This is a genomic window from Anaerostipes hominis (ex Lee et al. 2021) (genome assembly GCF_002270485.1).
Lineage (GTDB): Bacteria > Bacillota > Clostridia > Lachnospirales > Lachnospiraceae > Anaerostipes > Anaerostipes hominis.
On the sequence record NZ_NQOG01000003.1, the window covers coordinates 189,304 to 212,349 of the forward strand.

A 23,046-nucleotide genomic window follows, 5' to 3' on the forward strand; every position below is an offset into this window, starting at 1 on the left:
CTTTCAAAGCATATCTGAGGATCGTCTTCTTATTCTTTGAATCGGCCTGCCTGGCTCCTGCCACATAAATTTCCCGGTGCCAGTGATTCCGCCTTTCATATCCCTTCTCTTTGACAAACTTATCCATCTTCGCAAAGGATTTTGGTTCATCGTCAAATGGCCCCTTATGCATCATCTGGACACACAACCCTTCCCCCTGAGAGAAAAACTCCACCTCTTTGAGCAGCTGATGAGGCTTCTTTCGGGCTACTGCATCATATGCTTCTTTAAACATCTCCTCTGTGATCACGTCCGGCTGCTTCAGCATAATCCGGTAAACAAAGCGGTCTTTATCCAAAGGATGCTCCGGATCAGAGGTCGTCCAGATTCCTTCCAGCGGATAGACTGCATAGTCCTCATACTGACTGTCGATCTTCTTAACGCAACCTTCTGAGCAGGCTTTTTTATATCCATTCTTGATTTGAAATGCAAGTGAATATAAAACACCGACTCTCTCTGAAAAATCTTCTTTGTTAGGATCACCTTCCCCGCAGATCATAATATAGCTCTGTCCGGGTATCTCGATCAGAGACGGCTCCTGTTTTGCGCTGTAAATCTCCTTCTCCTGTTTTCTCCATTCATATTTCATAAGAAATTTCATCTCCCTTCCTACAATAAATGATACCACTCTGAACTTGTCATCCCATGTCATGTTAAAAAAACATCGGCATAAAAATATTGCCGATGTTTTGAAACTTAACTTTATTCTTCTTTTCGTCTGAGCAGATATCCTTCCGGAATTTCTTCCCCGAAATCCACATAGATCATCTGCCTTGGATGCGGGGCACTCTCCATGGAAACGCCGTCCTCATCCTCGATCGCTTTTACGGTCACCTGGAGGTTTTCTCCTCCCGGTATCATTACCTCAATGGTCTCACCTACGAGAAACTTGTTTTTCTGTTCCAGCAGTGCATACCCTCTTTCATTGTGTCCCTGCACGATGCCGATATAGGTATATTCCTTCACATAAGTATTACTGTCATAAATCTGAGAATGTTCATCTGTCTTCCCATAATAAAATCCCGTTGTAAACTGCCGGTAAGTGCACTTGGAAATCTCCTGCCTGTAATAATCCATATTGGCAAAATATTTCTCCGGTGACTCCTTGTAATCGTCAATAGCCTTTCGGTAAGTTCTCGCAACCGCCGCCACATAGAGGGCAGTCTTCATCCTTCCCTCAATCTTCAGGCTGTCGATTCCTGCGCCGATCAGGTCATCCATGTGTTCAATCATGCAGAGGTCCTTGGAATTAAAAATATAAGTCCCCCGTTCATTTTCATACACCGGCAGATATTCGCCCGGCCTGGTCTCCTCCACCACAGAATACTTCCATCTGCACGGATGGGTACACGCCCCTTTGTTGGCATTCTGTCCGGTAAAATAATTGCTTAAAAGACAGCGCCCCGAGTGGGATATACACATAGCCCCGTGGACAAATGCCTCAATCTCAAGATCATCCGGGATGTGCTCCCTGATCTCTTTGATTTCCCGAAGAGACAGCTCTCTGGCAGCCACCACACGGGATGCGCCCTGTTCATGCCAAAATTTATAAGTGGCATAGTTGGTGCTGTTGGCCTGGGTGCTGATGTGGCGTTCAATCTCCGGACATTCCTCCCTGGCGATCATGAAAACACCGGGATCGGAAATGATCAGTCCGTCCGGCTTTGTGCTTTTCAGCTCCCTGAAGTATTCCCGGATACCGCCGAGGTCTCCGTTATGAGCCACAATGTTGGCTGTTATATAAACTCTGACTCCGTGCTCATGGGCAAAACGGATTCCTTCCTTTACATCGTCCATAGAGAAATTTTTGGCTTTTGCTCTCAGCCCGTACATTTCTCCTCCGATATAAACCGCATCCGCTCCATAGAGTACAGCTACTTTCAGTACTTCCAAATTACTTGCTGGTATAAGCAGTTCTGTTTTTCTCATGTTACTCTCCTGTTTTCATACTCACTGCCACCCCGTCTCCCACAGGAAGCACGGATGTCTCCAGCAGAGGGTGGTTTTTCAGTGTATATAGGTACTCCCTCATCCGCTTGTGAATAGTCCGGTCCCTGCGCTCAACCGCATACCTGGATCTTACGATATCCCCATCCTGGAGCACATTGTCGGAAACCAAAATGCCTCCCTCAGGAAGCAGCCGTAAAATATGTTCAAAAAAACGGATGTACTGGCCTTTAGCCGCATCCATAAAGATAAAATCAAAGGTTCCGGATAGCTCTTTGAGGATCTGGACAGCATCCCCTTTCAAGAGAGTCACTGCGTCCTGTACCCCCGCTTCGGCAAAGTTTGCCTCGGCTTTCAGTATCCTTCCTTCATTCCGTTCAATGGTTACAACAGTCCCGCCCTCCGGTTGAAACTTGTGCATATAAAGAGATGAAAATCCCACAGCCGTTCCGACCTCCAAAATTTTCATCGGTTGCTTCATCAGCACTAATAATTTCAGAAACTCTTTTGTCTCAGGCTTCACGATCGGCACATGATTCTTTTTGGCTTCACGCTCAATCCTTTCAAGAAAAGCGTCCTCCTCCCTGATCAATGAACGGAGATAATCTGTTACATTTTCATCTACAATCATTTTTTCTCCTTTTCACGGATATCCCCGCACAGCACTGCCATGATCTCATCAATACCCTGAGACTGTGACAGACTGTACTTGCCGGGAACAAACTCCGTTTCTTTATATTTTGAGAAAAATTTTCTTACTTTAAATCTGTTTTTACCGATGATCAGATGCTTCTCATAAAGTTGATCGGCCACCTTTCCGGTCCCGTCTCCTTTGGAGATTACCACCTGAATCTTTCTGGTGCTGGAAGCATCGTATGCCTCGTTTGAGAAAGCATGATAGGCAAAAGAATACATGCCGAAAAATAATCCAACGATCAGACCTATGATCAGTATCTGATGGATCACCTTCCAAAAAAGCCGGAACAGGTCATCTCTATTGTTTTTTCTCTCTTCATCCTTTGTCATCATCTGTCTTTGCACTTTCCTTCCCCGCGTAAAGCTTTATACTTCTGTAATGATCGGAAGGATCATCGGATCCCTCTTCGTCTTCTTCCAGATATAATTGCTCAGCGTGTCCCGGATACAGGACTTTAACTTGCCCCAATCGGTAATGTTTTTTGTGAGACAGCTTTCCACCGCATCTTCCACAACCTGTCTGGCTCCTTCCATGAGGCTTTCAGATTCTCTCACGTAGACAAAACCACGGGATACGATATCCGGACCTGCCAAAATGCTGTTTCCGTGTTTTTCCAAAGTCACAGTAACAATGATCAGGCCATTTTGTGACAGCTGTCTTCTGTCGTTCAGTACAATATTTCCTACGTCTCCGATGCCCAGTCCATCTACAAGGATTCCCTGGGCAGGGACTTTACCGGTAACTTTCCCGGATTTTTTGTTTATCTCCAGGACATCTCCTTCTTCCATAACAAAAACATTTTCTTTCGGAATCCCCATCTCCAAAGCCAACTCACTGTGCCGCACCAGATGACGGTATTCTCCATGCACCGGTATTGCATACTGCGGCTTCGTCAGTGCATAGATCAGGCGGAGTTCTTCTCTGCACGCATGACCGGATACATGGGTATCCTGGAATACGACTTTAGCGCCTTTCATCGCCAGTTCGTTCATAATATTGGAGACATTTTTTTCATTTCCCGGAATCGGACTGGAGCTGAATACGATCGTATCTGTAGGTTTGATAGAAACCTTACGGTGCGTATTGTTTGCCATCCTTGACAAGGCTGCCATAGTCTCGCCCTGGCTTCCCGTGGTGATCATAACGATCTGATCGTCCGGTACATTTCTCATCTGATCTGTCTCAATCAGAGTATTCTTAGGGATTTTGATATATCCCAGCTCTGAAGCAGTCGCAATGATATTTACCATGCTCCGGCCTTCTACCGCTACCTTCCTTCCATGTTTGTGAGCGGAATTAATGATCTGCTGCACACGGTCAACGTTGGAAGCAAATGTGGCTACGATAATCCTTCCGTTTGGATGAGCCGCAAATAAGCTGTCCAGTGTCTTGCCTACATTCTTTTCAGACTGTGTGTAGCCTGGGCGCTCTGCATTTGTACTGTCCGCCATAAGCGCAAGGACACCCTCTCTTCCGAGTTCTGCAAATCTTGCCAGGTCGATCGCCTCTCCGAAAAGCGGAGTATGATCAATCTTAAAGTCACCGGTATGGATGATCAGCCCTGCCGGAGTGTGGATGGCAAGAGCTGCCGCATCCGCGATACTGTGGTTGGTCTTAATAAATTCTACCGTAAAGACTCCCAGTTTTATCACGTCGCCGTGTTTTACGACTGTCTTTTTCACCTGCTTTAACAGTCCATGCTCTTTTAACTTATTATCGATCAGTCCCATCGTAAGTTTTGTTGCATAGACCGGAATGTTGAGCTGTTTTTCAATATAAGGGATCGCTCCGATATGGTCCTCATGTCCGTGGGTAATGACCAGTCCCTTGATTTTCTTTGCATTTTCCTTTAAATAGGTCACATCCGGGATGACTAAATCAATTCCGAGCATCTCGTCATCCGGGAAAGCCACACCGCAGTCAACGATCAAAATGTTGTTGTTATATTCAAAGGCTGTTATATTCATACCGATCTGACCGAGGCCGCCGAGAGGAATGATCTTTACCGTTCCCGTATTCCTTCTCTGAGCCGTTCTCGGACGTCCCTGTGCTTTTGATGCGGCTGTCTGTGTCTTCGTCTGAGTCTTCTTCGGCGCTGCTTTCGCTTTCGCAGGTGCCGTCTTCTTCGGTGCCGTCTCTTTCTTTTGCGGCTTTGCCCTGACCGCGAGTTCCTTCGACTCATTCGGTATCACTGCCGGAGTTTTCGGCTGACTGTACTTTTTCGGCCAAAAGTTTTTTGACTGCTTCTTTTGCTGCTGTCCTTCTGTCTTGTTACCTACACTTGTGTTGTCTGATTTCAAAATAATTCCTCCATTTTATTACTTCCGGTTATTTTGACAATCACGACAATATCCGTACATCTTTAATTCATGATCATGGACGATGAATCCGGTCGTTTTCCCGACCTGTTTTTCCAATTCATCTAATAAATCATCGTCGAACTTTAAAACTTTTCCGCAATTCACGCATATCAAATGATGATGGTGGTGCTCATTTTTATCTTCTTTTCCGATTTCATAGCGAACATATCCATCATCTAAATTCAATTTATCAATTAATCCTAATTCACAAAGTAACTGTATGGTACGATAAATTGTCGCAATCCCGATTTCGGGAATGTCTACTCTAACCAATTCATAGATTTCTTCCGCGGTCAGGTGCTGGTCCGGTTTTGATGAAAGTGCCTTTAATACAGTTTTTCTCTGATTCGTCACTTTTAAACCCTTGCTCTTTAAAATTTTTATAAAAGATTCTTCGTTATAGCCCATCAAACCACCTCAAAATCCTGCTGCATTTATACTGTCAAATCAAAATCCTCGATTAATTCATTGAATATCTTGGATATGATCTCAAGCTCTTCTTCATCTTCTACGATCTCGTAGGAGACATAGTCATCCTCCAGTGAGATTTCTTTCATAATCAAAACTGTCCCGTCTTTATCCACGGAATCCGCAACGAGCAGGTAGTTTGTCCCTGCCAGTGTCGTCTGTTCCAGCACCATAAATTCAATCTCCCGGCCCTGGTCATCTAAAAAGAGAATTCTGCTCTCTTTGTCTTTCATTTTATCAATCCTTTCTTTACAGAGAATCCAGATACCCCTGTAAAATCATCGATGCAGCAACCTGATCAATGACCTTTTTCCGATTTTCCCTCCGGACGCCGCTTTCCATCAATACTTTATTGGACGCAACAGTAGAAAGGCGCTCGTCCCATAAAATCACATCCAGTCCGGTTCTGCGCACTAAACTATCGCGGAAAGCTTCCGTTGCCATTCCGCGTTCTCCGATCGTATTATTCATATTCTTCGGATATCCGAGGACGATCTTTTCAACCTTATATTCGGCCGCGATCTCCTCGATCCTTGCATAAGTCTTTCTTAACTTATTTTCATCTTTTCTCGTAATGGTTTCAAACGGCTGCGCTGTGATCCCCAGCTCATCGCTCAGGGCAACGCCCACTGTCTTTGTCCCATAATCAAGCCCAAGTATTCTCATAATCCCTACTTCAGCCTTGTATCAATATAATTTACAAACAGGGCCTCGATAATCTCGTCCCTCTCTACTTTATTGATCATGCTTCGTGCATTCTTATGGCTGGTAATGTAGGTGGGATCCCCTGACATAATGTAGCCTACCATCTGGTTCACCGGGTTATATCCTTTTTCCTCCAGTGCTTCATAGACATGCTCTAATATTCTGTGCACGTCCAGTTCATCTTTCACCACGGAAAAATGCTGTGTCTGATTCTTATCCATATTCTCACGTCCTTTTTCGTATCTTTTTTTTATTCTAATATATATCCGAAAAAATAGCAATGGATTTTCTACACATTTCCTGCCACATATCCATCACCGCTGATACCGGTGAGTTCAACTTCCACAATCTGATTTTCCAGAGGTTCTTCACTTTCCACCGCCACTTTGACGTATTCTTTTGTGTGTCCCACATAGAAATTTCCGGAGCTGTTTCTTAATTTTTCTTCGATCAGAACTTTTCTTCGTGTCCCGATCTGCCTGCGTTCAAACGCATTTTTATGTTCCTCGTTCATGGCGATCAGGACTGCGCTCCTTCTGGCTTTTTCCTGATCATTTACCTGGTGTTCCATGACGGCGGCCCTGGTGCCTGCTCTTTTTGAATATTTGAAAACATGCATTTCATACAGGTCGATTTCTTCCAGAAACTTTCTCGTTGCCTCGAATTCTTCTTCGGTCTCCCCCGGAAATCCTACGATGATATCCGTTGTCAGTGCGGGATCTTCGTAAGCTTTTCTCAGGATCTCTGCTTTTTCTCTTATCTCGTCCGTCGTATATTTCCGGTTCATCCGTTTCAGGGTAGCATCGCATCCGCTCTGAAGGGACAGATGAAAATGTGGACAGAACTGCTCTATATTTTTAAGCCTTTTTACAAAATCTTCTGTGATGATCCCCGGTTCCAGAGAACCTAAACGGATTCGATCCACTCCCTCGATCTTTCCTATTTCTTCGAGCAGATCAATCAGTCCTTTGTCCCCGTCAAGATCCGTCCCGTAGGAACACACATGAATCCCTGTGATGACAAATTCCCTGCATCCATTTTCTGCAAGGCCTCTGATCTCAGAGAGGACATCTTTCGTATCCCGGCTCCGGACTCTTCCTCTGGCATAGGGAATAATACAGTAAGAGCAGAACTGGTTGCATCCGTCCTGAACCTTGATATACGCTCTCGTGTGTTCATTTAAATGTCTCACATGCAGCGCTTCGTATTCGCTTCCCGAGGACAAATCCAAAACCTCAGCGTCCCGGCGGTGGCCTTCCAGGTAATTTTCGAGGATCGGGATCAAATCTTTCTTTTTATTATTCCCAATAATCAGATCGATCAGCGGATCTTTTTTCAATTCATCCTTCCCCACCTGGGCATAGCATCCCACGGCGGCCACCACGGTATCCGGATTCAGCTTCTTTGCCCGGTGCAGCATCTGCCTGGACTTCCGCTCTGCTATATTCGTCACAGAACATGTATTGACGATATAAATATCCGCACCCTCTTTGGGGCTGACGATCTCAGCCCCTGCATCCGTGAGCATGTCAAACATAGCATCGGATTCATATTGATTGACCTTGCATCCCAAAGTCACGACTGCGGCTTTCACATTATTTAAACTCATGGAGTGTTTCTTTTCCTTTCGTTGTTATTGACAATTCAAATGTTAGCTTGTACACTATCGTCATTGGAGGATGAATCATGTGCGAAGTACAATTAATGCTGAATTCCATAAAAAAGGTCAACGACTTTATCAATATTATCAAAGAATATGACGGCGGCTTTTACATAATCTTGGGTTCCTACCTTTTGGACGCCGCAAGTGTCATGGACCTGTTCAGCCTAAACTTAAATGAACCAATTCTTCTGGCCTTTCAGATTCCCGAAAAAAGGGATGAGATTCTTCAAAGGCTGGAACCCTTTCTCTGTTCTTCCCCTCAGTAACCCATTCTTTATTTTACAACGATCACTTCTGTAGTTTCGATCGCTTTTTCCATCAGTTCATCTATGACATCAGAAAGATTTTCTTCTGATTTCTCAATTTTCTTTAAGTTTCCTTTGGTCACAGGATGTTTTGCCACAAAGATCGTACAGCAGTCCTCAAACGGCTGGATTGAAGTCTCAAAGGTGTCAATCCTCTCTGCGATATTTACGATTTCCTGTTTGTCCATTCCGATCAGCGGACGGAACACAGGCATATGACACACGTCGTTTGTGATCGCCAGGTTATGGATTGTCTGGCTGGCAACCTGACCGATACTCTCGCCGGTGATCAGCGCCAGTGCGTCATTTTCCTTTGCAAAGTGTTCTGCGATCTTCATCATATAACGGCGCATGATAATCGTAAGCTGGTCATGCGGACATTTCTCGTAGATAGCAAGCTGGATATCCGTAAAGTTTACCACATGAAGATGGATCGGCCCTGCATACTTTGAAACGATCTTTGCCAAATCCACGACCTTCTGTTTTGCCCGCTCGCTCGTATACGGAGGTGCATGGAAGTAAGTCGCATCAATGCGCACCCCTCTTTTGGCAATCATGTATCCTGCCACAGGACTGTCGATCCCCCCTGATAAAAGCAGCATGGCTTTTCCGTTTGTTCCCACCGGCATGCCTCCCGGTCCGGGGATCTCCACAGAATAAATATAGATCTGCTGTCTAACCTCAATGTTTACGAGTACGTCCGGACAGTGCACATCTACCTTTAAGTCCGGCCACGCATCCAAAAGCTTTTCTCCCACCAGACAGTTGATGTCCATAGAATTCATCGGAAATTCCTTATCTCCCCGTCTTGCATTGACCTTAAAGGTGAAATCTTTCTTTCCATACTGGCTGTCGATGTAACGTACTGCAGCATCCGTCAGATGTTCCACATCCTTTGTATGCTCGATCACCATCGGACAAATGCCCGTGATCCCGAAGACAGTCTTTAACGCTTCCACGGCTTCCTCATAGTCAAAATCCTCCTGTCCTTCCACAAAGACGCGCCCGGACTCTTTTCTCACTTTAAATTCTCCCACCGGCTTCATGGCATACTTGATCTGTCTGACCAGTGCATCCTCAAACATGTAGCGGTTTTTTCCTTTAATGCCGATCTCGGCATATTTTATTAAAAAAGCTTGTACTTTCATCTTTTCTCCTTCTTATCTTCTTACGAATTTCCTCAGCATCGGAACTAATTCCTCCAGCGCCGCTATGACCTGATCCACTTCTTCCTTTGTGTTATAGACAGAAAAGCTGAACCTTAGTGTCCCGTCCCGGTACTCAGGGCTGAGTCCGATGGCTGACAGAGTACCGCTTACATGCGGGCGGTTGGAAGAACATGCCGATCCGGAAGAAACATAGATTTCCCGGTCTTCAAGTGCGTGCAGCAGCACCTCACTTCTGATGTTTTTAAAACTGATGCTTGCCACGTGGGGCGCATCACCGGAATTGTCTTTAATCTCGGGAATCTCCGTGATCCGGCTTCTGAAATACTCTCTGACTTCTCCGATCTTCTGCGCATTTTCTTTCAGATGCCCTGCCATGATCCCGCAGGCCTCTGAAAGTCCCGCAATCCCTGGAACATTTTCGGTACCCGAACGCATTCCTTTCTGCTGTCCTCCGCCTAAGATCATCGGCTGTATTTTTGTCTTCTCTTTCACATACAAAAAGCCGACACCTTTTGGACCATGGATTTTGTGGCCGCTCATGGACATCAGATCAATTCCTGCCTTTTTCGGTATCACCGGAACTTTTCCGTATCCCTGGATTGCGTCTACGTGGAAGACTGTCTCCGGATTTTTCTTCTCTATGATGCTTCCAATCTCTTCTATGGGTTCCACCGCGCCGATCTCATTGTTGATCAGCATACAGGAGACAAGGATCGTATCCTCTCTGATACTGTCTTCAAGCTGTTTTAAATCGACAATCCCTTTTTCATCCACGTTCAGATAGGTGACTTCAAATCCTTCATTTTCTAAAAAGAACATCGGTTCATACACAGAGGCATGTTCAATCTTCGTGGTGATGATGTGTTTTCCCCGCCTTTTGTTGGCCATCGCTGTTCCAAGGATCGCAAAATTATTGGACTCCGTGCCTCCGGATGTAAAAATGATCTCTTTTTCCTTTGCCTTCAGCGTCCCTGCGATGATCTGCCGGGCCTTTTTCACAATATTTTCCGCCTCGATCCCTTTTGTATGCTTGGCAGAGGGATTTCCATAGGATACTTCCATCGCCTCATTCATGACCTTCAGAACTTCCGGAAATACTTTTGTCGTTGCCGCATTATCTAAATATACCACCATGTTATTCCTCCAACTCAAACATTAAAACCGACAGCATGGCCATGCCGGCGGTTTCCGTTCTTAAAATTCTTCTGCCGAGGCTTAAAACCCTGCCTCCCGCTTCCTTCAGGCGTTCGATCTCCGAAGGTTCAAATCCTCCCTCCGGTCCGATAAAAATACCGATCGAATCCTTGCCTTTTGTCTTCCTGATCAGCTTTCTTGAGTATTCCATGCCCTCAGCCGCTTCATACGGCACGAGGAGCACAGATAAACCTTCCGCTCTTTTTACGGCTTCCTCAAACGTGAGCACCCGGCTGACTTCCGGGATCACGCCTCTCTTTGACTGTTTTGCCGCACCAAGTGCTATGGCATTCCACCGTTCCAGCTTCTTTTTCGCCTTTTTGTCATCCAGCTTCACAACGCAGCGCTTCATTTTTACCGGCACGATCTCACTGGCTCCAAGTTCTACCGCCTTTTGAATGACCAGCTCCATCTTGTCCCCTTTGGGCAGGCCCTGAAATAGGATGATTCTTTCACAAAGTTCCGACTCCACCCCGTGGATATCAAGGATTCTGGCCGAAATCCCGCGGTTTCCTTCCAGATCTTCCAGCTCACACTCATATTCCAGTCCCCGGCGGTTGGAGAGCAGCACATGCTCTCCCTTTTTCATCCTGAGCACATTTTTTATATGATTGACGTCTTCCCCTGCAATCCTGATCAGGTTTCCGTCCACCTGGCTTTCTTCTATAAAAAAACGATACATTATTCTTTCCTTTTCTTCGCTGTGACTGAGACCCACTCTTTGAGCTTTCTTGTTTTTACCGCCTCAAAACCATATCTCTCCAGCTTATCGAGCACTTCCTGTTCCTTCGTATCGATAATACCGGAGATTACGAATGCACCGTCTTCCTTCAGGAACAAATCTGCGATCTCAATCAGCGGAAGTATCACATCTGCCAGTATATTGGCGGCTACCAGATCATACCGGTGCTCTCCCAAAGACCGTGCAAAGTCCATATCATCCAGTACATTCCCGCCGTATACTTCATACTGGTCCCTGTCAATATGGTTCACTTCCATATTTTCTTCTGCCGCTGTTACGGCTCTCGGATCAATATCTGTCATGACCGTTTTCCCGGCTCCCAATTTCAGGGCAATGACAGAAAGGATGCCGCTTCCGCAGCCCACATCCAGCATAACGGTATCCGGACGGATTTCCTCTTTCAGCCCTGCTATGCAAAGTCTGGTCGTTTCATGGGAACCTGTACCAAAGGCAGTGCCGGGATCTATTTCTATCACCACATCTCCCTCTCTTTGATCAGGAAGCTCCTCCCAGGTAGGCTTGATAATGATCGTATCATCCAGTCTCAGCGGCTTGAAAAACTGTTTCCAGTTGTTAATCCAGTCTTCTTCCTTCGTAAAGCCATATTCGATCGTGCCGTCTCCGATGTCCATGAAACTCTTTACCCTGTTGAGCATCTCCTCAATTCTGATGGTCACGTCTTCCAGATTTTCGGATTCATCAAAGTAACAGTGGAGCAGGGCCCTGCCGTCATCCGGTTCCTGGTGGTCCGGCAATACCTCGATGAACATCTCCCGAATCTCTTCTTCCGTCAGAGGCACCCGGTCCTCCACTTCCACGCCGCACGCCCCAAGTTCTGTTAGTTCATAACTCAGCATATCCTCCGCTCCTGTCACGGTGCTGATCGTAATCCTGTTCCATCCCATGAAATCTGCTCCTTTAAACTTCTTATCCGTTTCACTATACCAGTTAATTAGTGTATCACAGAAACAGGCTCAGAACAAGAAGTCGCGCATGGTTTTTGTAACTCCGGGGTACTTTCTTAATTCTTCCTCCTTTTCCTTTGGACAAATCACTGCGATATCCCTGCACCCCGCTTCATAGGCACTTCTGATCCCTGACAGGGAATCTTCATAAATGCGGATACGTGCCATATCCACTCCAATAAGATCCGCCGCCTTTTTAAACATGGCGATTTTATTTTTATAAGTCCCGTCATCGTAGACGATCTCAGACGGCTCAAACCAGCGCTCCAGCCGGAAAGATTCGATAAAAAAATCTATATTTTCTTTGATGGAGGCACTGGCAATGGTAAAAGGAATCTTTTGCGCCTTCAAATAATCGAAATATGTCTCTGCTCCTGGCACCAGATGAAAATGCTCTTTATCCTCTCTGCAGAATTTCCGGTAATATTCTTCCTTCATGCGGGAATATCTGGTCAGTTCCTCCTCACTTGCTTTTCCATCCATCATATATTGAATGTTTACTATGTTCGGAGTTCCGTTCAGCTTTGTGTGCAGCTCTTCATCCGTGATATCTCTTCCCCGCAGTAGTCTGGAAATCTCTCCCCATGCCAGCACATGCTTATCATCATCAAAAAACAGTGTCCCGTTAAAGTCAAAAATTACACCTTCATATGTCTCCATTTTCTATCTCCTATTCGTCTTAAATCACCAGTATGTCGTCTTTGTAAATCTTCGAATTTTTTTGTCTCTCCATGGATGATCTTCCTCAATCGTGATTTCCCTGAGAGAAATCTCATTTGCGGCTTCAAATGACGGAACATTCACCGCGATATCATCGCCGGCCATCATCACTGTATCTCCCTTTGGAATGATGATGTCGTCCTCCCGCCGGATTACCATAGCCAGAGAGCCCTCCGGCAGGGTGACATCCTTAAGCTTCTGATTCTCCCAGTGGTGTCCGGATGAGATATGAAGCTGCATCAGTGACAGACCAAAAACAATATGAAACACATTGCTCTGCATATACACTCCGCCGGCTGAGGCAAAGATTGCAAAAACGATGGACGACGCTCCTCTTAATCCTGCAAATGAGACAAATATCTTTTCACGGAATTTCAGATATCTTTCCGTCAATATAAAAACCATCGCCGGCCTTGCTGCCAGTGTGAGAAACAGAATGATCACAAGAGTTGCCGGAAGTGATGAAGCTATCTGAGACGGATAGGACAGCAGTCCTATGAGAAAGAATGTTGCTATCTGAGCAAGAATGGTTACATTATCGAAAAAGCGGACGACATTGGCCTTGTTTTTCGTCTTTGCATTTCCCATAAGGATGCCTGTCAGATAAACCGACAGAAATCCATTTCCTCCAAGGATTCCAGCCAGAGCATACGAGGTCAGAGCCACTGCCAGTACAAAAACCGCATCAAATCCATCGGTACAAAACTTAAACTTCCGGATAATCTTTGGTCCGGCAATCCCCACTGCCGCGCCAATGCCAACACCCAAAGTAGAAAGTACTGCCGCTCTCCCGGCAGCGGGTCTCGCATGTTCCCAGTTTGTGGAATACCCTCCGTAAAACAGTTGTGGAAAAACTCGGAACAGAAGGTTTAAAGCATCATCTAAAATATGCGGATGTCAATCATAGCCTTCCACTTGAACAAGTAACAATGGAAGTCATTGAGGCTTATCAAATTTCTGCTGGATACTTTGACACAATTACCCACTGTAAATATAAACTTCCCTCTGTCACCTCCATTGGGAGACTATACCAAAGACTTATCTTTAATGTACATCAAGAACATGAGGCATGGGAAGATGTTATAAAGAAAGTATTTTCCTCCTTTATCAGCGATGAAATATCAAATTTTAATTCAAGTATCTTTCCATCAATCTATATAGACATTTTAAAGCCCTGGTCAACTGCCAGGGCTTATTATATGATTCCTTATTTAATTGCAGCCAGTTCTATATAGCCTCTTGTCCCAATCGGTTCCAGCTGAATCCTCGGGTTACTCTCATCCCACTGGCATCCAATGACAGACGGATCGTATTTCTTCATCGCATTCCACACTTCTTCAATGGCCTGACAGTAGTTTTCTTCTTCAAATGGTTCGCTCTGGAACATTAAATACCTGGCAGCCGGCAGTTCTATCACATCAAATCCTTCCGGTACCTCACCGTCATAATCTTTGGATACCTCCACACCCTGGACATATTCTGATGTATCCGGCTCCCGGTAGGCAGGCGGCAGCCAGAGGCAGACAGGTTCTCCCCTGATAGATTTGATACTTAATAAAAGTCCCCATACGTCACATCCTACTTCCTCACAGTATGCAAAATAGTCTGAGGCTTCTTTTCCTCTCTTGATGATCACCTTTCGTTCCGGCTTCTCCATCACTTGAATGAATACATTTCTCAAATTTTCCATGATTGGTCTCCTTTCAATCTCCCTGAATTTCACGCCGTACGGGGTAAAAAGATATAACGGTACAGGATTCATGGCATATTCACGGGGATTGCATCCGAATTCACGCTGAAACGCACGCTGATACCCATCCACACTGTCAAATCCCATCTCAAAAGCCACGTCCGCTATTTTACAGGTACTGTCTCTCAGCTTTAAGGCTGATTTAGACAGACGGAGCCGCCGGATATAATCAGCTGGTGTAGTTCCCGCATACCGTGTAAACAGCCGATAGGAATGCCATGGAGAATACAGCGACACTCTCGCCAAGTCGGCCAGAGTAATATTTTCCGCCAAATGTTCTTCTATGAATTCCTGCATGCGCTGGACTGCCAAAATCTGTTCCCTCATATCTTTCACCTCCTTTATACCTGTCATTATAGATGGATCAAAAGAAAAACTCTCGACTATTTTTGCCTATCTGAATTTACTGTTCCAAATAGGTTGTATCCCCAATACTTTGAACATTAAATCTCCCATCCTTATATATAATTTTAGTGACGCTGGAATTTTCAAGATGTCCGGGTACTTTTTGCTCTGTCATATCAGAGAGCATAGTAATGATCGCCATTCCATGGGAGACAACCAGGACGTTTCCCCCGCCCTTTTTCTCCGTATCCTTTGCAATGTTTCTGAGCGCCTTTTGCATCCGGGTCTTAACATCCCAGATTCCTTGAGACATCCTCCATCATTTTTGAAAATTTCTCACCTTCATAGGTTCCGAAGCAGACTTCTCTGAGACCTTGTTGTTCCCTCAGGGAAAGTTCAGGTTGGCCCAGTCCCTTCAGAATAATTCCTGCGGTCTGCCGGTTTCTTCCCAGGTCGCTGGAATAAGTATAGTCAAACTTGATCCCTCTCTTTTTAAAACCACAGGCCAACTTTTTTGTCACCTTTATTCCTTCGTCAGTTAGCGGAGCATCAGCCCATCCCTGGGCGCGCTTTGCTTCATTCAGCATAGTCTTCCCGTGCCTGACCACATAGATTACTGTATCTTTCCCTGTTTTCTCTGCCGCTTTTTCCTGTCTTTTATCTGGCACCTCTGTCTTTCCGGCGCATCCTCCCATAAGAAAAATACAGAACAATATGATAAAAATCGATATGATTTGTTTCAGCTTCATGGCAGTCCCTCCTCAGTCTTTTTGTTATATCATAACATGTGAACATGAGAAGTTAAACAACACCCGGCTATTCCGTCTCACTCCAGAAAATATCCTCAGCCACCAGACATTCCGGATTCAGTTCTACGCCTTCCAGCATGATTTCCTTAAACTTCTTATAACCGGCCCGGTCGATCAGATGGCCTCCGTGCAGGTACTCCGGCTTATAGTCCATGACCCAGGCAGAAAATTTCTGCCAGTTGCCCAGGACTCCCAAAATCACTTCTTCCGTGGCCCAGTTAAGAAACATCTTTCCGGCTCTCGGAATCTGGCGTCCTGTTCTTCCTCCCAGGATCACCCGGTAAAACTTCGTCGGTTATCATTGATCTTGATATGGTAATGGCTCGGAAAAATGATCGGTTCGATCTTCCTGGCTCCGATGGTCGGATAGCCTGCCTTTGGCTCCCACGGCTCCGGCTCATGGGCCACCGTATCCATGCTGGCCCCGCAGAGAGTTCCGTTCACCTCTTTGATATACCGCTCCAAGCAGGCATTGACTGCCGGGATATTTTCATATTTAATGCCCGGAATATCAAAGGTCTGGCGTGTTCCGAAATGGAAGTTGTCGTCGCCCCAGGTTCTTTGGACTGGCTGAAACAATTCAGCCGTACTTTGCCCACATTGGTATCATGATTCATTGCTGCACACTCCTTCCTTAATCCACCAGATCTCTGGCTGTCATGTAAGGGAATACCGGTCCGTCAAGACAGACATACACTTCATCGATGCGGCAGTGGCCGCACTTTCCGATGGCACAGGACATCTTTCTCTCAAAACTCATCCACAATTTCTCCGGGTCCGCACCGCAGTTTAACAGCTCCAGCCCTGTAAATCTCATCATCGGAGGAGATGACCACCAGATGTTTGCCCGTAAACTTTTGCCGGATTTCTGCCCGGTTTATACTCAATAGTCGGATTTTTCTTTCCAGGCAATCTCTTCAAATTTTTTTCACCTCATCATAGCATATGATATCCGTGTAAGACATTGTCAAGTGAATATTCCATCTTCTTGTCCCTCCATTTCTTATTCCGGTGCTCTGTCTATAAATTTTCAGGTTTCATTACTCTCATTATACTGCCGCACTGTAATTATGAATAATTGTAGTTTATCATCATATGATAATAATTTATTATTTATATATGCAGACATACTTTCTTAATGCTATACTAAACATGTGATGTTAGGGTCAAAATATATTTTGACCCCTGGATACCTACGGATTGTTTCGCATTTTGTGCTTCCACAATCCTAGAAACATTCGAAATCCGCCCTAATCGGGCTACTTTCTCATGTTTTGCGGGTCCCAAAGTCCTGCTTTTTCATGCAAGCATGAAACGCATGACCTTTTGACCTTGGTATCAACATGTACATTTGATAACTTTTTATATACAGAAAGGATTCTGCATCAGATGAAATATAAATTAATTGCCCTGGATTTAGACGGTACCTTAAACACCGATGATAAGACAATCACCCCGAAAACCCGGGATGCCCTCCTTAAAGCACAGCAGCAGGGACTTATCATAGCTCTCTGCTCCGCACGCCCGGTTCCGGGACTTTATAAAGATATGAAAACACTGGAGCTGGAAAAACACCATGGAATACTGATCGCCTATAACGGCGGTAAAATACTGCGGGCCGAGGATAAAGAGATTCTTCACCAGCAGATTTTTCCCCGCGGTCTGGCCATAGAAATTTTAAAACATTTGGAACATTATCCGGTCACCCCGATCATAGACGACGGAGAACGTTTTTATGTAACCGATGAGAACGGATATATGGTCCGGCACGAATGCCGAAACAATCAAATGGAATGTACAGAAGTCCCATCATTGACAGACTGTCTCAATTTTGACCTGGTGAAAATTTTAATGTCTGTACGGCCCGAAGAACTTTGGGATATGCTTCCACAGGTCAGCAAGCCCTTTGAAGATGCTCTGGTCTTCGTAAGAACTGCGCCTTTTTACATAGAAGCCATGCCAAAGGGACTCAATAAGGCTGAGGGACTGCGCCGGACATGTGAACTGCTTCATATCTCCCCTGAGGAAGTCATCTCCTTTGGGGATGCAGAAAACGACCTGGAGATGATCAAATTTTCCGGCCGGGGCGTTGCCATGGGAAATGCCTGCGATGCTCTGAAAGAGGCCGCTGATGAGGTGACTCTGACAAATAACGAAGATGGAATTGCACATAGTCTGGAACGTCTTTTAACTGCTGGTGGCTGCTAATACTCCTTCTGCCTTTATCCACTGTCTGCTGATTATGGGCATGATAAAACAGGATTATGATGAATATAAGAACATCATAATCCTGTTTTTTATTTTTTATGTTTCCCGAAAAATCCTTTATGTTCTTCTTTCTTCGGCACTTCCCCCATGGATTCCTGGAACTTTTTAAGGGCATTCTTCTGCTCTTCGTTCAGATGTTCCGGCACCTGTACAACAAGGGTCACATAGTGGTCGCCCCGGACATTCTTGTTCCGGAGAGTCGGAACACCTTTTCCTTTCAGACGCACACGGGTGTCCGTCTGGGTTCCTGCCTTGATCGTATAGTCATAAGGACCGTCTACCGTATTGATCTTGATGGTTGCGCCCAGAGCTGCCTGGGTAAAGGAAATCGGCTCCGTGGAAATAATATCGTATTCCTGTCTCTGGAATTTCGGATGCCGGTCCACGGAAACAACCACGAGGAGATCTCCCCTCGGTCCTCCGTTTGTTCCGGGCTCCCCTTTTCCGCGGATTCTGATGCTCTGTCCGTTGTTGATGCCGGCCGGCACTGTGACCTCGATCGTCTTTCTCTGGCTCACATAGCCGCTTCCGTGGCAATCCGGACATTTTTCCTTGATGACCTGGCCGGTTCCGTGACAGTCCGGACATGTCTGGACATTTCTCACCGTGCCGAACATAGACTGCTGGGTATATACTACCTGGCCTTTACCGCCGCACTTCGGACATGTCTCCGGATGGGTGCCGGCTTTGGCACCGCTTCCATGACAGGAAGCACACTCCTCTTTCAGAGAAATTTCCAGCTTCTTCGTTGTTCCAAAAACTGCCTCCTCAAAGGTTACATGAATCCTTGCACGCACATGGGCACCCTGAGTCGGAGTATTGGCCGCACGCTGGCTTCTGCCTCCGCCGCCGAACATACCGCCGAAGATATCTCCGAAAATATCTCCCATATCCCCGCCGAAATCAAAACCGCCAAACCCTCCTCCGTTGAATCCTCCGGGTCCGCCCTGCTCAAAGGCAGCATGACCAAACTGGTCATACTGCGCTTTCTTTTCAGGATCACTTAAAACTTCATAGGCCTCGGAAGCTTCTTTAAACTTTGCCTCGGCTACTTTATCTCCCGGGTTCGTATCTGGATGATACTGTTTCGCAAGTTTACGGTAGGCTTTCTTTATTTCTGATTCTGAAGCACTGCGGGATACCCCCAGCACCTCATAGTAATCTCGTTTATCTGCCATAATCGTCTACCTTCTTTTTCTCTTATACTTCTTTGTAATCTCCATCTACGACATCGTCTGCTGCACCTGCTGCTCCGGCAGTGTCTCCTGCAGTATCCTGAGCTCCCTGGGCATTGGCTGCAGCAGCTTCATACATCTTGGTGAATAATCCCTGTGCACTGTTCATGAGCTGATCTTTTTTATTCTTAATATCTTCTACCTGAGCTTCTGTAAGTTCAGCGTCTTTTGTCTGCTCTAACAAGTCTTTCAATGCTTTCAGGTCTTCCTCAACTTTGACTTTCTCTGTTGCATCTACTTTGTCACCTGCTTCTTCCAGGGCTTTTTCTGTCTGGAATACCATAGAATCAGCTTCGTTTCTAGTATCGATCGCTTCTTTTCTCTTCTTATCCTGGTTTTCAAATTCTGCTGCTTCTTTTACTGCCTTTTCGATATCTTCATCAGACATATTGGATCCGCCTGTGATGGTGATGTGCTGTTCTGCACCGGTTCCGAGGTCTTTTGCGGATACTTTTACGATACCGTTGGCATCGATATCAAAGGTTACTTCGATCTGAGGCACACCTCTTCTCGCAGGTGCGATGCCGTCCAGACGGAATCTTCCCAGGGATTTGTTATCTTTTGCAAACTGGCGCTCACCCTGTACGACGTTGATGTCTACGGCTGTCTGATTATCTTCTGCTGTAGAGAAGATCTGGCTCTTCTTTGTCGGGATCGTTGTATTTCTCTCGATCAATCTGGTTGCCACGCCTCCCATAGTCTCGATAGATAAAGACAATGGTGTTACGTCCAGAAGAAGGATGTCGCCTGCACCTGCGTCTCCGGCTAATTTACCTCCCTGAATAGAAGCACCGATGGCAACACATTCATCCGGGTTGATTCCCTTAAACGGCTCTTTGCCTGTGAGCTGTTTTACTTTATCCTGTACAGCAGGGATTCTTGTGGAACCTCCTACAAGGAGAACCTTGCTCAGTTCGGAAGCTGCGATTCCTGCGTCTTTTAATGCTGTGTTGACAGGAGTTGCTGTTCTCTCTACGAGGGACAATGTCAGCTCATCAAACTTCGCTCTTGTAAGATTCATATCAAAATGTTTCGGTCCTTCGTTTGTCGCTGTGATAAACGGAAGATTGATGTTTGTGGTTGTTGCAGAAGAAAGTTCTTTTTTCGCTTTCTCGGCAGCTTCTTTCAGTCTCTGCATTGCCATCTTATCTCCGGATAAGTCAACACCTTCCTGTTTTTTGAACTCGTCTAACATGTAGTTTGTGATCACATTGTCGAAATCATCTCCCCCCAGTTTATTGTCACCGGCTGTTGAGAGAACTTCGATGACGCCGTCTCCGATCTCAATGATGGATACATCGAAGGTACCTCCTCCGAGGTCATAAACCATGATCTTCTGTTCATTTTCATTGTCCAGTCCATAAGATAAAGCCGCTGCGGTAGGCTCGTTAATGATACGTTTTACATCGAGTCCTGCAATCTTACCTGCATCTTTTGTTGCCTGTCTCTGAGCATCGTTAAAGTAAGCCGGTACTGTGATGACAGCTTCTGTTACTTTTTCTCCAAGATAGTTTTCTGCATCCGCTTTCAGCTTCTGAAGTACCATTGCTGAAATTTCCTGCGGTGTATAGTTCTTGTCATCAATCTTTACTTTGTAATCTGTTCCCATGTGGCGTTTGATAGAAGAAATTGTCTTCTCTGCGTTTGTCACTGCCTGGCGTTTTGCAGGTTCTCCGACGATACGCTCATCTGTCTTTGTGAATGCCACGACAGACGGTGTTGTCCTCACACCTTCTGCATTTGTGATAACGGTTGGTTTTCCGCCTTCCATAACTGCTACACAGCTGTTTGTTGTTCCTAAGTCAATACCAATAATTTTACCCATGATAAATTTCCTCCTAAAATAAATCTTTCTATATTTCCAATGCTTTCGCTTGATTTCCTCAAGTGTCTTACATTTAGTTCGCTACTTTTACCATACTGTGCCGAAGTACGCTTTCTTTATACATATATCCTTTTTGAAGCTCTTCGACCACAACATTTTCTCCGGCTTCTTCGTCTTCCACGTGCATCACCGCATTGTGGAGATTGGCGTCAAACTCTTTTCCCTCGGCATCCATGGCCTTCACTCCCAATTCATCGAGAGTTCCCATAAGCTGCTTATAAATCTGTTCGATGCCCTGAACAAACGGAGAATCTTTTTCTTCTTCCGCCACGGCTGAAAGCCCCCGCTCAAAATTATCAACGACCGGAAGAAGTTTTTCTAAAACTCCCATGGCTCCCATGTCATATCTCTGAACAAACTCTTTGGCCGTCCTCTTTCTGACATTTTCAAACTCTGCCATAAGGCGCTGATACTTATCGGTCAGCTCTTCGATCTGCTGGTCTTTCTCTTTTACCAGATCGTCTGCCTTCTGCTTTTTCGATGCTTTCTTGTCTGCCTTCTTTGTATCTTTTGCTTTTTCTGTTTCTTTCTCTTCTGTCACTGTATTTTCTTTCATTTCCTCTTCCTGAACTTTTTTCTCTTCTTCCATAATGCACCTTCCCTCCTATGTTTTTTTCTTGAACAGATCGTTGATCTCATCCGTCAGATTCTGGAGTGTCTTCACAACCCTCTTGTAATCCATCCGTTTCGGACCAATGATCCCGATCGTTCCGGTTCCGCCTTCCTCCAGTTCATAAGTGGCTGTCACGATGCTGCAGTCGCTCATGTTCTTGACCGGAGCTTCATCTCCGATATAAACCTGGATTCCGTGGTGGTCATCACTTTCCAATGTGTCGCCCACCAGCTTGTTCAGCGCCTTCTTTTCCACTAAAGCATCCAACAGCTCAGTAGCTGTCTCCGGCGAGCCAAGCTCAGGATACTTCAAGATATTGGAAGCACCTCCCGTATAGATCTCCAGCTGATCCGCGTTGTGGATAACGACTGCGATCTCCTCCAGAATCCTTTCCAGGATCTGGCTGTGGATTCCGGCCTGATCCTTCATCGTCTGGATCAGCTCCAGGTTGATTTCCTTCAGGGTCAGCCCCTGGAGAAAGGAGTTTAATAATACGTTCAGTTTCAGGACTTCGTCATTTGCCAGTGGTTTTTCCACGTCGATGATCTGGTTCTTTACGACATTGCCGTCTGCCACGATGACCGCCAGCAGACTGTACTCATCCACCTGGGAAAGCTGCACAAACTTGAGCTTTGTATTTTTGTACTGAGGGGCAGATACCATCGTCGCATAATTCGTACTGGATGCCAGGACATTGGCAACCTGCTTCAGCATCACTTCCATCTTGTCAACTTTCTTGACAAGCTCCAGCCGTTCTTCTTCGTCCGACTCTCTGTCCTGCATCAGCTGGTCCACATAAAAACGATATCCCAGATCCGAAGGTATCCGCCCGGCCGACGTGTGCGGCTGCAGAATGAAACCCAGATCCTCAAGATCCGCCATCTCATTGCGGATCGTAGCGGAACTTAAGTTCAGTCCCTCCATCTTGGAAATCGTCCTGGAACCAACGGGTTCCCCGGTCTCCAGATAATTTGCTATAATCGCTTTTAGTATTAGTCTTTTACGATCATTTAAATCCATGGTATCTTTCCTTTCATTATTAGCACTCAACTCAAACGAGTGCTAATATCTATAACATAAGTTATCACTTTTAAAAATCATTGTCAACCCCTCCTATTATATTTTTTCGTTAAAAAAATAGTAGGAACCTGTTTTTCTGAACATTGT

At 45.6% G+C, this 23,046-nt stretch carries 24 protein-coding genes and 3 pseudogenes; 2 read left to right on the forward strand and 25 right to left on the reverse strand.

The window, feature by feature from the left end; translation table 11 throughout:
• Positions 1–91: 91 nt before the first annotated feature.
• The 10 genes and pseudogenes from CI597_RS05195 to mtaB all read right to left on the reverse strand — a co-directional run.
• Positions 92–691 (reverse strand): annotated as a pseudogene (locus CI597_RS05195) (GyrI-like domain-containing protein); the annotation flags it as partial.
• A 50-nt stretch (positions 692–741) separates the two neighbouring features.
• On the reverse strand, positions 742–1,968 hold the full coding sequence (locus CI597_RS05200) for a peptidase U32 family protein (RefSeq protein WP_024727828.1): 1,227 nt from the start codon (positions 1,966–1,968) through the stop codon (positions 742–744).
• A 1-nt stretch (position 1,969) separates the two neighbouring features.
• Complete coding sequence (locus tag CI597_RS05205; RefSeq protein WP_024727829.1) at positions 1,970–2,617, reverse strand: O-methyltransferase; 648 nt, start codon at positions 2,615–2,617, stop codon at positions 1,970–1,972.
• Positions 2,614–3,027: a hypothetical protein gene (locus tag CI597_RS05210; protein ID WP_235824552.1), complete on the reverse strand. Its 414-nt coding sequence runs from the start codon at positions 3,025–3,027 to the stop codon at positions 2,614–2,616. The genes CI597_RS05205 and CI597_RS05210 overlap by 4 nt, the downstream gene beginning before the upstream one ends.
• Before the next feature lie 21 nt (positions 3,028–3,048).
• Complete coding sequence (locus CI597_RS05215; protein ID WP_024727831.1) at positions 3,049–4,983, reverse strand: ribonuclease J; 1,935 nt, start codon at positions 4,981–4,983, stop codon at positions 3,049–3,051.
• Positions 4,984–5,001: 18 nt separating this feature from the next.
• Positions 5,002–5,451, reverse strand: coding sequence for a Fur family transcriptional regulator (locus tag CI597_RS05220; RefSeq protein WP_024727832.1), 450 nt, complete (start codon positions 5,449–5,451; stop codon positions 5,002–5,004).
• A gap of 26 nt (positions 5,452–5,477) precedes the next feature.
• Positions 5,478–5,744, reverse strand: a complete 267-nt coding sequence (locus tag CI597_RS05225) for a DUF1292 domain-containing protein (RefSeq protein WP_024727833.1) — start codon at positions 5,742–5,744, stop codon at positions 5,478–5,480.
• 16 nt (positions 5,745–5,760) lie between these two features.
• Positions 5,761–6,177 (reverse strand): Holliday junction resolvase RuvX, encoded by a 417-nt coding sequence (gene ruvX / locus CI597_RS05230; RefSeq protein WP_024727834.1) that lies wholly within the window; start codon positions 6,175–6,177, stop codon positions 5,761–5,763.
• A gap of 5 nt (positions 6,178–6,182) precedes the next feature.
• The gene (locus tag CI597_RS05235) at positions 6,183–6,437 is read right to left on the reverse strand and encodes an IreB family regulatory phosphoprotein (protein ID WP_024727835.1); all 255 of its coding nucleotides are present in this window, start codon (positions 6,435–6,437) and stop codon (positions 6,183–6,185) included.
• Between the two features lie 68 nt (positions 6,438–6,505).
• The gene (gene mtaB, locus CI597_RS05240) at positions 6,506–7,825 is read right to left on the reverse strand and encodes a tRNA (N(6)-L-threonylcarbamoyladenosine(37)-C(2))-methylthiotransferase MtaB (RefSeq protein ID WP_024727836.1); all 1,320 of its coding nucleotides are present in this window, start codon (positions 7,823–7,825) and stop codon (positions 6,506–6,508) included.
• Positions 7,826–7,902: 77 nt separating this feature from the next.
• Between mtaB and CI597_RS05245 the strand changes: the two genes are divergently transcribed.
• Entirely contained in the window at positions 7,903–8,145 is a 243-nt protein-coding gene (locus CI597_RS05245) for a hypothetical protein (RefSeq protein WP_024727837.1), read from the forward strand.
• An 8-nt stretch (positions 8,146–8,153) separates the two neighbouring features.
• On the opposite strand, the gene thiI is transcribed toward CI597_RS05245, so the two are convergent.
• From thiI to CI597_RS05300, 11 genes and pseudogenes are all read right to left on the reverse strand, one after another.
• Positions 8,154–9,332, reverse strand: coding sequence for a tRNA uracil 4-sulfurtransferase ThiI (gene thiI / locus CI597_RS05250; protein ID WP_024727838.1), 1,179 nt, complete (start codon positions 9,330–9,332; stop codon positions 8,154–8,156).
• A gap of 12 nt (positions 9,333–9,344) precedes the next feature.
• Positions 9,345–10,487: a cysteine desulfurase family protein gene (locus tag CI597_RS05255; protein WP_024727839.1), complete on the reverse strand. Its 1,143-nt coding sequence runs from the start codon at positions 10,485–10,487 to the stop codon at positions 9,345–9,347.
• A 1-nt stretch (position 10,488) separates the two neighbouring features.
• On the reverse strand, positions 10,489–11,229 hold the full coding sequence (locus CI597_RS05260; RefSeq protein ID WP_024727840.1) for a 16S rRNA (uracil(1498)-N(3))-methyltransferase: 741 nt from the start codon (positions 11,227–11,229) through the stop codon (positions 10,489–10,491).
• Entirely contained in the window at positions 11,229–12,194 is a 966-nt protein-coding gene (gene prmA / locus CI597_RS05265) for a 50S ribosomal protein L11 methyltransferase (protein ID WP_024727841.1), read from the reverse strand. Before prmA ends, CI597_RS05260 begins: the two co-directional genes overlap by 1 nt.
• Positions 12,195–12,263: 69 nt before the next feature.
• Complete coding sequence (locus CI597_RS05270) at positions 12,264–12,914, reverse strand: HAD family hydrolase (protein WP_024727842.1); 651 nt, start codon at positions 12,912–12,914, stop codon at positions 12,264–12,266.
• 24 nt (positions 12,915–12,938) lie between these two features.
• Positions 12,939–13,862 carry a cation:proton antiporter gene (locus CI597_RS05275; RefSeq protein WP_328514487.1) on the reverse strand — a complete coding sequence of 308 codons (924 nt, stop codon included), beginning with the start codon at positions 13,860–13,862 and terminating at the stop codon, positions 12,939–12,941.
• Positions 13,863–14,181: 319 nt separating this feature from the next.
• On the reverse strand, positions 14,182–15,051 hold the full coding sequence (locus CI597_RS05285; protein ID WP_024727844.1) for an AraC family transcriptional regulator: 870 nt from the start codon (positions 15,049–15,051) through the stop codon (positions 14,182–14,184).
• Between the two features lie 76 nt (positions 15,052–15,127).
• Complete coding sequence (locus CI597_RS18925; protein WP_268876105.1) at positions 15,128–15,382, reverse strand: histidine phosphatase family protein; 255 nt, start codon at positions 15,380–15,382, stop codon at positions 15,128–15,130.
• Positions 15,357–15,818: a histidine phosphatase family protein gene (locus CI597_RS18930; RefSeq protein ID WP_268876106.1), complete on the reverse strand. Its 462-nt coding sequence runs from the start codon at positions 15,816–15,818 to the stop codon at positions 15,357–15,359. Before CI597_RS18930 ends, CI597_RS18925 begins: the two co-directional genes overlap by 26 nt.
• 67 nt (positions 15,819–15,885) lie before the next feature.
• Positions 15,886–16,495, reverse strand: a pseudogene (locus CI597_RS19350) (hypothetical protein).
• A 17-nt stretch (positions 16,496–16,512) separates the two neighbouring features.
• Positions 16,513–16,704, reverse strand: a pseudogene (locus CI597_RS05300) (anaerobic sulfite reductase subunit AsrB); the annotation flags it as partial.
• A 563-nt stretch (positions 16,705–17,267) separates the two neighbouring features.
• Here CI597_RS05300 and CI597_RS05305 point away from each other — a divergent pair.
• Positions 17,268–18,086 (forward strand): Cof-type HAD-IIB family hydrolase, encoded by an 819-nt coding sequence (locus CI597_RS05305; protein WP_024727848.1) that lies wholly within the window; start codon positions 17,268–17,270, stop codon positions 18,084–18,086.
• A gap of 89 nt (positions 18,087–18,175) precedes the next feature.
• Here CI597_RS05305 and dnaJ read toward each other — a convergent pair whose 3' ends face one another.
• The 4 genes from dnaJ to hrcA form a co-directional block, all read right to left on the reverse strand.
• Positions 18,176–19,324, reverse strand: a complete 1,149-nt coding sequence (gene dnaJ, locus CI597_RS05310; RefSeq protein WP_024727849.1) for a molecular chaperone DnaJ — start codon at positions 19,322–19,324, stop codon at positions 18,176–18,178.
• A 22-nt stretch (positions 19,325–19,346) separates the two neighbouring features.
• Positions 19,347–21,206, reverse strand: coding sequence for a molecular chaperone DnaK (gene dnaK / locus CI597_RS05315; protein WP_024727850.1), 1,860 nt, complete (start codon positions 21,204–21,206; stop codon positions 19,347–19,349).
• Positions 21,207–21,279: 73 nt separating this feature from the next.
• Complete coding sequence (gene grpE, locus CI597_RS05320) at positions 21,280–21,855, reverse strand: nucleotide exchange factor GrpE (protein WP_024727851.1); 576 nt, start codon at positions 21,853–21,855, stop codon at positions 21,280–21,282.
• A gap of 15 nt (positions 21,856–21,870) precedes the next feature.
• Positions 21,871–22,899, reverse strand: coding sequence for a heat-inducible transcriptional repressor HrcA (gene hrcA / locus CI597_RS05325; protein ID WP_024727852.1), 1,029 nt, complete (start codon positions 22,897–22,899; stop codon positions 21,871–21,873).
• Positions 22,900–23,046 lie beyond the last annotated feature (147 nt).

What these genes read in the sequence shown, in the direction of transcription:
- CI597_RS05225 (WP_024727833.1), bottom strand. Translation starts at nt 5,744, where the DNA reads ATGAAAGACAAAGAGAGCAGAATTCTCTTTTTAGATGACCAGGGCCGG.
- prmA (WP_024727841.1), bottom strand. Translation starts at nt 12,194, where the DNA reads ATGGGATGGAACAGGATTACGATCAGCACCGTGACAGGAGCGGAGGAT.
- CI597_RS05235 (WP_024727835.1), bottom strand. Translation starts at nt 6,437, where the DNA reads ATGGATAAGAATCAGACACAGCATTTTTCCGTGGTGAAAGATGAACTG.
- CI597_RS05220 (WP_024727832.1), bottom strand. Translation starts at nt 5,451, where the DNA reads ATGGGCTATAACGAAGAATCTTTTATAAAAATTTTAAAGAGCAAGGGT.
- CI597_RS05270 (WP_024727842.1), bottom strand. Translation starts at nt 12,914, where the DNA reads ATGGAGACATATGAAGGTGTAATTTTTGACTTTAACGGGACACTGTTT.
- CI597_RS05305 (WP_024727848.1), top strand. Translation starts at nt 17,268, where the DNA reads ATGAAATATAAATTAATTGCCCTGGATTTAGACGGTACCTTAAACACC.
- dnaK (WP_024727850.1), bottom strand. Translation starts at nt 21,206, where the DNA reads ATGGGTAAAATTATTGGTATTGACTTAGGAACAACAAACAGCTGTGTA.
- CI597_RS05205 (WP_024727829.1), bottom strand. Translation starts at nt 2,617, where the DNA reads ATGATTGTAGATGAAAATGTAACAGATTATCTCCGTTCATTGATCAGG.
- grpE (WP_024727851.1), bottom strand. Translation starts at nt 21,855, where the DNA reads ATGGAAGAAGAGAAAAAAGTTCAGGAAGAGGAAATGAAAGAAAATACA.
- CI597_RS18925 (WP_268876105.1), bottom strand. Translation starts at nt 15,382, where the DNA reads ATGTCTCAAGGAATCTGGGATGTTAAGACCCGGATGCAAAAGGCGCTC.
- CI597_RS05200 (WP_024727828.1), bottom strand. Translation starts at nt 1,968, where the DNA reads ATGAGAAAAACAGAACTGCTTATACCAGCAAGTAATTTGGAAGTACTG.
- CI597_RS05285 (WP_024727844.1), bottom strand. Translation starts at nt 15,051, where the DNA reads ATGAGGGAACAGATTTTGGCAGTCCAGCGCATGCAGGAATTCATAGAA.
- dnaJ (WP_024727849.1), bottom strand. Translation starts at nt 19,324, where the DNA reads ATGGCAGATAAACGAGATTACTATGAGGTGCTGGGGGTATCCCGCAGT.
- hrcA (WP_024727852.1), bottom strand. Translation starts at nt 22,899, where the DNA reads ATGGATTTAAATGATCGTAAAAGACTAATACTAAAAGCGATTATAGCA.
- CI597_RS05255 (WP_024727839.1), bottom strand. Translation starts at nt 10,487, where the DNA reads ATGGTGGTATATTTAGATAATGCGGCAACGACAAAAGTATTTCCGGAA.
- CI597_RS18930 (WP_268876106.1), bottom strand. Translation starts at nt 15,818, where the DNA reads ATGAAGCTGAAACAAATCATATCGATTTTTATCATATTGTTCTGTATT.
- mtaB (WP_024727836.1), bottom strand. Translation starts at nt 7,825, where the DNA reads ATGAGTTTAAATAATGTGAAAGCCGCAGTCGTGACTTTGGGATGCAAG.
- CI597_RS05245 (WP_024727837.1), top strand. Translation starts at nt 7,903, where the DNA reads ATGTGCGAAGTACAATTAATGCTGAATTCCATAAAAAAGGTCAACGAC.
- ruvX (WP_024727834.1), bottom strand. Translation starts at nt 6,177, where the DNA reads ATGAGAATACTTGGGCTTGATTATGGGACAAAGACAGTGGGCGTTGCC.
- thiI (WP_024727838.1), bottom strand. Translation starts at nt 9,332, where the DNA reads ATGAAAGTACAAGCTTTTTTAATAAAATATGCCGAGATCGGCATTAAA.
- CI597_RS05260 (WP_024727840.1), bottom strand. Translation starts at nt 11,229, where the DNA reads ATGTATCGTTTTTTTATAGAAGAAAGCCAGGTGGACGGAAACCTGATC.